The following is an 8,899-nucleotide window of genomic DNA, read 5'->3' on the forward strand; positions in this document are numbered from 1 at the left end:
GTCATTCTGCATCGGTCGGGCGACAGAAGGAAGGTCCTTTTATGTGCAGATTAAGGACCAATTTCGCCCGACTTGGAGGTCCTATGCAGGACCTCCACAACAGCGAAGAATCTCGGTACCTGTCGATGGTGACCCATTAGGAAGTAAATACCGGTATTCCCGAAAGCAAGGTGGTTCAGAAGGTGCGGGCCGCCGCCGGGCCTTTGGCCCTGGGCGGCCGGTTCGGCCCGGGAACGGCTTCGCCTTCCGGGCTGGTTCAGAGGGTAGTTATAAAGCCCAATCCATGGAGGCAGGGTGAGCGCCTGCGGCGCCATTTTATAATGCGCCCGAAGGGCCCGTCAAACCTAAGAACCTTAAGAACCTTCGCCCGCAAAGCGGGCGTCCCCCTTCCCCTTTGAACCTTCTGAACCCTCTGAACCTTTTGAACCCGGGGCGGCTTTGCCGCCCCCATTCTGTATTTCCCAGAGTTTCCTGTATTCTCCGTTTTTCTTCAAAAGTTCTTCATGGGTAGAGGTGGTGACTTTTCCGCCTTCTCCTACCCAGAGGACCTGGCTGCATGCGGGGAAGGGGCGGAGGCGGTGGGAGATGAGGAGGATGATGGAGTCGTGGCAGAGGGATTGGAGGTTTTCAAAGATACGTTCTTCGGTGGTGTAGTCCAGGGAGGCGAAGGGGTCGTCTAAGATGAGGAGGGGCCTTCTGTGATAGATGAGGCGGGAGAGGCCTATGCGGGATTGCTGGCCTCCGGAGAGGCGGACGCCGCCTTCGCCGATGGCGGTTTTGATGCCTTTGGGGAAGGCGGCAATGTCTTCGTCAAGGTCAGCTGCCCGGAGGGCTTCTTCCAGGTTGCCCTCTTTGCCAAGGCAGATGTTGTCTTCCACGGTGGTGCTGAAGAGTTCCGCTTCGTGGCCCAGGTAGCCGATGATGCCTCTGGGGGAGATTTCTTTTCCCATTTCCTTTCCGCCCCAGGTGATGGAGCCTTCGTGGGGCGATTCCATGAGGAAGATGCGGCCCAGGGTGGATTTGCCGGAGGCGGTTTCCCCGGTGATGCCTATGATTTCACCGGGGCTGGCGGTGAAGGTGAGGTTTTGGATGGTGGGGCGGCTGGCGCCGGGGTAAGTGAAGGATACGTTTTTCACGGAAAGGGAGGCGGCGGGGGAAATGGGGAATTCCTGTTTCTCCTGGGGAATGAGGTAGGGATGGATGCGGCGCCAGGAGACTTCCGCTTTCTGCAGGGCATTGAAGAGGTGGGCGGCGTGGGAGGCTTTCACTGCCAGGCGGGTGAAGCAGGCAAGGTAGGCAGCAAAGGCGGCGATGTCCCATATTTCCCAGCCTTCGCCCAGTACGTTTCTGCCGCCAAGCCACAGGATGAGGAGGGAGCCGGTCATGGCAATGACCTGGTACAGGGGCTCCATGGTATTTTCCCAAAGGCCGGAACGGATTCGTTTTTCAGCATAATCGGAAAGGAGGGTGTCATATCGCCGGTTTTGGGCTTTTTCTTCGCCGAATACCCGGTAGGTCATGGCGTTCTTGAGACGGTCCATGGTGCCGGCGGCCAGGCGGCCGGCGGATTCCCTGGATTTCCTGCTGGCGGTGGTGACCGGTTTTTTCAGGCGGTCCGCCAGGAAATAGGCGGCCGGCGGGAAGAGGAGCACCAGAAAGGTGAGGCGCCAGTCATAGTAGAAGAGCATGGCGCTGTAGGCGGCCATGGCCACGCCGGTGTCAAAGACTTCGGTGGTAAATTTCCGCATGCCCTCGGCGCAGGCGTCTACGTCGGAGATGACCTTTGTCATCAGATTTCCTGCGCCCTGTCCCAGAAGTTCCTTTCTGCTTTTGCCAAGGAGCCTTTCGTACATGATTTCTTTCATGGAAAGGCCGGTGTTATTGGCAAAGCGGCGCACGTAAAGCCGCTTCACATACCGCATGGCCTGCACGAAGAGCACCGTAAGCACATAAAGGAGGGAGAGAAGCACCAGGGACGAGGGGTGCCTGGTGCCGGTGAAGATGTCGGCAATGTACTGGGAGAGCTGCCCTTCAAACCAGGGGGTGAGCACCAGACCCAGATTGTATAAAAGGCCGCTTACGGTGGTGACGGCCAGTATTTTTTTTTCTTTCAGGAAATACCAGGAGACCCGGTCAGGATGTTTTTGAACCATTTCTTGTCCTCCTTTTTATGTATTCATTATAGAACAGGCCGTCAGTAAAAAGGTTAAAGAAATCCTAAAGGAATGGAATTATGTCAACATATTGTCAACTAAAGTAAATAACAGGATTGACAGATTGAATTGTTTATTTTATACTTAATCACAAGGTAACAATTTGAAACGCAGGTGCTCCGATTGTGAAAGGAAGTTTTCATTATGGACAGTGCTTGTGCAGAAATTATCAGATTGGCTGAAAAAGTCATGGATGGTGGTGAGATTACAGAGGAAGAAGCAAAGAAATTAATCCGTACCAAAGATGAGGATACCATGCTGCTTCTGGCTATGGCGGACAAAATCCGCCAGAAGTTCAACGGCAATGCGGTGGACTTCTGTGCCATCATCAATGCCAGGAGCGGCCACTGCCAGGAGAACTGCAAGTTCTGCGCCCAGTCGGGCTGGTACCATACCGGCGCCAAGGTGTATCGTCTCCTTCCGGAGGATGAAATCCTGGAAGCAGCGAAGAAGGCCAAGGCCGCAGGCGCTGTCCGTTTCTCCCTGGTCACCAGCGGCAGGAACCAGGACAACCCCAATGAGTTTGAGGAAATCATTGATATTGTGAAGAAAATCCGTGAGCAGGTGGGCATCGAAGTATGCTGCTCCCTGGGGCTCATTACCAAAGAACAGGCCATCCGCCTGAAGGAAGCGGGCATCACCAGGATTCACTGCAATATCGAAACTGCACCTTCCTATTTCCCGGAAGTGTGCTCCACCCACAGCATGGAGGATAAGGAAGTCATCATCCGTACCGCCCAGGAGGCGGGCATCCGGGTATGCTCCGGCGGCATCATCGGCCTGGGCGAATCCCTGGACCAGCGGGTGGAAATGGCCTTCAAACTGAAGTCCATGCACATCGATTCGGTGCCCATGAACATCCTGAATCCGGTGAAGGGCACGCCTTTCTATACGAACCGCCGCCTGCCGCCGCTGGAGGTGCTCCGCACTTTCGCCATGTTCCGTTTCGTCCTTCCAAAGGCTTTAATCCGCACAGCGGGAGGCCGTGAAGTGAACCTCCGGAGCCTGCAGGCCTACGCTTTGACCGGCGGCCTGAACGGCATCATGGTGGGTGGATACCTCACCACCGGCGGACGGGATCCGAAGGAAGATATCCGCATGACCGAAGACCTGGGACGTTCCATGACCCAGCCTCAGCTTTGATTTCATATACAATTTCATATGGATAGAAATATTCCGCACCATTGTGAAACACGAATATTTCTATTACGCATATACACGTAAGGTTTTATCAAGGCAGTACCCTGTCATTTGACGGCAGGTGATTTTATAAAAGGAGTGGTTTGCAATGGAAAGCAGCTGTGAACAGATTTTGAAGTGGACTGAAAAGGTTTTGAACGGCGGAGAACTGACTGAAGAAGAGGCCAGAGCCCTCATCCGTACCAGGGACGAAGACACCATGCTTCTCCTGGCCTGCGCCGACAAAATCCGTCAGAAATTCTCCGGCCGGAGCGTGGACCTCTGTGCCATCATCAATGCCAGGAGCGGCTCCTGCCAGGAGGACTGCAAATTCTGCGCACAGTCTGCCCGTTACAATACAGGTGTAAAAACCTATAAATTCCTTCCGGAAGAAGAGGTCATTGAAGCGGCTAAAAGAGCGAAAAAAGCCGGAGCTGCCCGTTTCGATATTGTTACTGCAGGCCGTGACCAGAGAAATCCGAAGGACTTTGCGGAAATTCTCGACTTAATCCGTCGTATCCGCAAGGAAGTGGGCATCGAAGTATGCTGCTCCCTCGGATTCCTCACGCAGGAACAGGCTTACCAGCTCAAAGAAGCGGGCATCAGCCGCCTGCACTGCAATATCGAGTCGGCACCTTCCTTCTTCAAGGAAGTGTGCACCACCCATACAGCGGAGGAAAAGGCGGAGAACGTAGCCCGTGCCCAGAAAGCAGGCATCCGCGTCTGCTGCGGCGGCATCATCGGTCTTGGTGAATCCCTGGACCAGCGGGTGGAAATGGCATTTCATCTGAAGGAAATGCACATTGACGCCGTGCCGCTGAACGTACTGAACCCCATCCCCGGTACCCCCTTTGAGCACAACAAGCGCCTTTCTCCCCTTGAAATCCTCCGCTCTTTTGCTATGTTCCGCTTCGTCCTCCCCAAGGCCCAGATCCGCACTGCCGGCGGACGGCAGATTAACCTTCGGAGCCTCCAGTCCATGGCCCTCGCCGGCGGCATGAACGGCGTCATGATCGGCAACTACCTCACCAGCAAAGGAAGCGATCCCCAGGATGATATCGCCATGCTCCACGACCTGGGTCGGACACAGACAGCACCGAATCTGAATTAACTAGTGTACTAGTGAGCTGGTGAGCTAGTGGGCTGGTGGAACGACTGTCCGCTGCCCCCCTTCCCGCCTCCCGCCGGTCATTCTGAGCGCAGCGAAGAATCTCGGTAAGAATAGCAAGTGAGTGGGAATCGGTAAATACCAGTCGGCGGGAAGACAAGAGACAGCTGTCCGTGGAAAGACGTCAGACTGTCAGACGACGGACTATCAGACGACAGACGTCAGATGTACTGTATTCCCGAACGCAAGAGGGTTCAGGCGCCTGCGGCGCCCGGGTTCTATCGTTCGTGCGCTTCGCGCCGAACGATGGGTTCCGCCCGGGAACGGCTCCACCTTCCGGGCTGGTTCAGAGGGGAGTTATAAAGTACCACTGCGTTGGAGAGGTACGGCGCCTCCGGCGCCATCTTATTTATTGCGCCCGCAGGGCGCCACCATCACCCTTTGAACCTTCTGAACCCTCTGAACCCTATGAACCCTCACGCCGAAGGCGTGTCCCAAGGGCGCCACCATCACCCTTTGAACCCTTTGAACCAGCCCGCCTTCGGCGGGCCGAACCCTCTGAACCCGGAGCAGCTTCGCTGCTCCCAAAAACCAGGAAGAAGTGAAACACAGCATATGGATGAAAACGTAGCATATATAGAAAAATGTATGGACAAGGTCCTTGGCGGCAGCGACATTACCAGGGAAGAAGCGGGCAGACTCTATGAAGCGGGAAAGAAGGAGCCCCTCTTCCTTATGGCCGCTGCCGATAAAATCAGGAAAACCTTCTGCGGAGACAAGATGCGTTTCTGCAGCGATGTGAATGCAAGAAGCGGCCGGTGCACGGAAAACTGCAAATTCTGCGCCCAGTCCGGCTGGTACCATACCGGCGTGAAGGAGTATCCCCTCCGGAGCCCGGAGGACCTGCTTCACGAAGCAAAGCAGGCGGAAGCCTACGGCGCCGAACGGTTCGGCATTGTCACCAGCGGCCGCGGGCAGAGCGACCCCGTGCAGTTTGCCTCCATTGTGAAAGCGGTGAAACTCATCACGGAGCAGACGAAACTTTCCGTCTGCTGTTCTCTGGGCCTTTTGACCGATGACCAGCTCAAACAGCTGAAAGATGCCGGCTGCCAGCGCATTCACTGCAATCTGGAAACAGCGAAACGCTATTTCCCCAATATCTGCACCACCCACACCTATGAGGAAAAGGAAGACCACATCCGCCGCATCCAGAAAGCGGGACTGGAGGTCTGCTCCGGCGGCATCATGGGCCTTGGAGAAACCGACGATGACCGCATCGACATGGCCTTCGCCCTTCGGAGCCACCACGTCACCAGCGTGCCCCTCAACATCTTCAGCCCCATCCCCGGCACCCCCTTTGGTAAAAACAAACCGCCGAAACCGGTGGAAGTGCTCCGCATGTTTGCGCTCTACCGCTTCATCCTGCCCCACGTCATCATGCGCGTCTGCGCCGGCAGGGAAACGGCCCTTCGGGACCTCCAGGCCTTCGCTCTCGCCGCCGGCCTGAACGGCGCCATGATTGGCGGCTACCTCACCATCGCCGGCCGTCCTCCGGAAAAGGATAAGCAGATGGCTGTGGACATGGGAAGGACCTTGTAAGGAAATGAAATAAGGATACGTTAAAGGGACTGTGAAAAAATGGCAATCATTTTATCACAGCCCCTTTTGGCGTATAGATGAAGAAATTCCCAAATGACAGGGAGCTCCTCGTCCCATTGTCATCTCGAGCAAAGCTCTATGTGGGCAGGAGCAAAGAAAAGGGCCTGTGAAAAATGATTTTTCACAGGCCCTTTCCTTTGCAGATTTTATTTCAAAAGGTTCATAAACACCATGAGAATGGAGGCGTTCAGGAAATCCACCACGAAGGCGCCGATTAAGGGGATGACGAAGTAGGCTGTATGGGCGGGGCCGAAGCGTTCGCACATGGCGTTCATGTTGGCAATGGCGTTCGGCGTGGCGCCCATGCCGAAGCCGCAGGTGCCGGAGGCCATGACGGCGGCCTCGTAATTTCCGCCCATAATCCGGAAAATGACGAAGTAGGCAAAGAGGGCCATCACCACTGTCTGGATGAGAAGGGTGACGATGAGAGGCACCGCCAGGTCCGCCAGCTGCCAAAGTTTCAAACTCATGAGGGCGCAGGAGAGGAAGATGTTGAGGCACATGCCGCCGAGGACTTCGCTTTCCTTCTGGTAAATGCCGTAGAGGCCGGTGCCTTCTGCAATGTTCCGAATCACCGCCGCCACAATCATGGCGCCGATGTAGCCCGGGAACACCAGACCGATGTCGATGAAGAACTGGCTCACGTAGGTGCCAAGGCCCATGGCCAAAAGGAGCTGGCCGAAGGCGTACATGAAATTGTCCATGTTGAGGTAATTAGCAGCGGCGTCCTCATCGTCCTCCGTCTCCGGATGGGGTCCCATTTTCCCTTCGGGAAGGGAAGCATCTATTTCCTTTCCCTCCGAAGAGGTAAGGTGAAAGCGTCGGATGAGGAGTTCACCGATAGGACCTCCGATAAAGGAACCTGCCACCAGGCCGAAGGTGGCGGCGGCAAAGGCAATGGTGGTGGCATCGGAAAGGCCCATGGATTCCAGCACCGGACCGAAGGAGCCGGAGGTGCCGTGGCCGCCTACCAGAGGAATGGAACCGTCCGCCAGACCCATGAGCGGATTTTCCCCGAATACCTGGGAAAGAGAGATGCCGATGAGGTTCTGGATAATGATGAGAATACCCACCAGCACCGCCATCTTGATAACCAGAAGACCGCCTTTCTTAATCAGGTTCACGCTGGCCATGTAGCCGATACTGGTAAAGAAGAGCATCATGCACCAGTTCTGCATCACCGTGTCCTGGGTATAGGTCCACAGGCCTTCGGTGTAAAGAATACAATTCACAATCGAAAAGATGGTACCGCCGATGACCGGCGCCGGAATGCAGTATTTCCGGAACAGCTTGATTTTCGTCTTCAGAAAGCCGCCCAGAAAAAAGACAGCCACCGCCGCTGCCAGGGTCTGGTACATATTTAAGTTAATTTCCATATTGAATCCCCCATTTTTTATACTGGCTGTATAGATGAGAAAAGCATTTTCCCATTCATATAGTAGCAAGTATAAATGAAAGTAATAGGATATTCAAGAAATTATGCAAAATCCGGATAATGCTTTGCGCTTAGAGGGTGATTGACTGCCGGTAAGGAAGTATTGGCAATCGGGTCTACGGGTGAATCATGAAGATACAAGGCATCACAGGCTATGACGGCCACCTTAAACCATGTATAATATAGAAAAGCAATTTTTCAATCATCCCCTGTGAAACCATGTAAGGAGTACATTATGTTTGATTTTCTTGATATGGGCACCCTGATTTACCGCGTACCGGCACTGCTCATCGCCCTGTCCTTCCACGAATATGCCCATGCCGCCGTGTCCGATGCCCTGGGGGACCCCACGCCTTCCCTGGACGGGCGGCTCACCATCAATCCCATGGCCCATCTGGATGTGCTTGGTACGGTTCTTTTGGTGCTCTGCGGATTCGGCTGGGCCAAACCGGTAATGATTAATCCAAGGTACTATAAGGACTATCGGAGCGGCGTGCTGAAGGTGTCCTTTGCAGGCCCGGCAATGAATCTTTTCCTGGGTTTCCTTGCCATCCTTCTCTCTGCCATCCTGCTGAAACTGGGCATGCTCAGCCGGGGGAGCGCCCTCTTTTTGAACTGGATTATGATGTACAATGTGTGGTTCGCCTTCTTCAACCTCATCCCCGTGCCGCCGCTGGACGGTTCTAAAATTCTTGCCATGTTCCTGCCGGGAGAGCTGTCCTTCAAGTATGAAAATTTCAACGCCCAGTACGGCTTCGTCCTCCTCATGGTGGTGGTCTTCAGCGGCCTCATCAACCGCATCATCAATCCTTTGGCGGACCTCTTCATCTCTCTCTCCAGTTACGTGGTGTTCATGGTGTTTTGAAATAGTGGGTTAGTGCACTAGTGTACTAGTGTACTAGTGAGCTGGTGGGCTGGTGGGCTGGTGTACTAGTGTACTAGTGGGCTGTATTCCCGACAGCAAAGGGGTTCAGTCGCCTTCGGCCCCGGGTTCAAGGCGCCGTCGGGCTGACGCCCTGGGCGCCTTAGGTTCGGCCCGGGACCGGCTTCGCCTTCCGGGCTGGTTCAGAGGGAGTTATAAAGTACGCTGTGTGCGTATTCCGCATGGAATGCGCAAGTCGGGCGAAATTAGCCTCTAGCCTGCCCAATAAGAGGCCTTCCTTTTAATCGCCCGACCGATTGGCGAGGTACGGCGCCTTTCGGCGCCATGTTATAAGCCGCCTCTGGCGGGTCTGTCAAGTCCTTTGTGTAAATTTTTCTGCTAAATTAAAATTCTTCTAATCAAATGGACTCCAGGTCACTTGG

General features: G+C 54.7%; 6 protein-coding genes. 4 read left to right on the plus strand and 2 right to left on the minus strand.

Going from position 1 to position 8,899, the window contains the following annotated elements; genetic code table 11:
- Positions 1-353: 353 nt before the first annotated feature.
- Positions 354-2,153, minus strand: coding sequence for an ABC transporter ATP-binding protein (locus tag QZQ29_RS03355; protein ID WP_296959642.1), 1,800 nt, complete (start codon positions 2,151-2,153; stop codon positions 354-356).
- A 204-nt stretch (positions 2,154-2,357) separates the two neighbouring features.
- Between QZQ29_RS03355 and bioB (QZQ29_RS03360) the strand changes: the two genes are divergently transcribed.
- The 3 genes from bioB (QZQ29_RS03360) (at position 2,358) to bioB (QZQ29_RS03370) (ending at position 6,099) form a co-directional block, all read left to right on the plus strand.
- Positions 2,358-3,356, plus strand: a complete 999-nt coding sequence (gene bioB / locus QZQ29_RS03360; protein WP_296959644.1) for a biotin synthase BioB — start codon at positions 2,358-2,360, stop codon at positions 3,354-3,356.
- Between the two features lie 145 nt (positions 3,357-3,501).
- Positions 3,502-4,503 carry a biotin synthase BioB gene (gene bioB, locus QZQ29_RS03365; RefSeq protein WP_296959647.1) on the plus strand — a complete coding sequence of 334 codons (1,002 nt, stop codon included), beginning with the start codon at positions 3,502-3,504 and terminating at the stop codon, positions 4,501-4,503.
- A gap of 612 nt (positions 4,504-5,115) precedes the next feature.
- Positions 5,116-6,099: a biotin synthase BioB gene (bioB, locus tag QZQ29_RS03370; protein WP_296959651.1), complete on the plus strand. Its 984-nt coding sequence runs from the start codon at positions 5,116-5,118 to the stop codon at positions 6,097-6,099.
- A 206-nt stretch (positions 6,100-6,305) separates the two neighbouring features.
- Here bioB (QZQ29_RS03370) and gltS read toward each other — a convergent pair whose 3' ends face one another.
- Positions 6,306-7,535: a sodium/glutamate symporter gene (gene gltS, locus QZQ29_RS03375; protein WP_296959654.1), complete on the minus strand. Its 1,230-nt coding sequence runs from the start codon at positions 7,533-7,535 to the stop codon at positions 6,306-6,308.
- Positions 7,536-7,829: 294 nt separating this feature from the next.
- On the opposite strand from gltS, the gene QZQ29_RS03380 reads away from it, so the two are divergent.
- Positions 7,830-8,459 (plus strand): site-2 protease family protein, encoded by a 630-nt coding sequence (locus QZQ29_RS03380; RefSeq protein ID WP_296959657.1) that lies wholly within the window; start codon positions 7,830-7,832, stop codon positions 8,457-8,459.
- Positions 8,460-8,899 lie beyond the last annotated feature (440 nt).

It is taken from the genome of uncultured Dialister sp., from assembly GCF_900538805.1.
In the GTDB taxonomy this organism is placed as follows: Bacteria; Bacillota; Negativicutes; order Veillonellales; family Dialisteraceae; genus Dialister.

What these genes read in the sequence shown, in the direction of transcription:
- bioB (WP_296959651.1), top strand. Translation starts at nt 5,116, where the DNA reads ATGGATGAAAACGTAGCATATATAGAAAAATGTATGGACAAGGTCCTT.
- QZQ29_RS03355 (WP_296959642.1), bottom strand. Translation starts at nt 2,153, where the DNA reads ATGGTTCAAAAACATCCTGACCGGGTCTCCTGGTATTTCCTGAAAGAA.
- bioB (WP_296959647.1), top strand. Translation starts at nt 3,502, where the DNA reads ATGGAAAGCAGCTGTGAACAGATTTTGAAGTGGACTGAAAAGGTTTTG.
- bioB (WP_296959644.1), top strand. Translation starts at nt 2,358, where the DNA reads ATGGACAGTGCTTGTGCAGAAATTATCAGATTGGCTGAAAAAGTCATG.
- gltS (WP_296959654.1), bottom strand. Translation starts at nt 7,535, where the DNA reads ATGGAAATTAACTTAAATATGTACCAGACCCTGGCAGCGGCGGTGGCT.
- QZQ29_RS03380 (WP_296959657.1), top strand. Translation starts at nt 7,830, where the DNA reads ATGTTTGATTTTCTTGATATGGGCACCCTGATTTACCGCGTACCGGCA.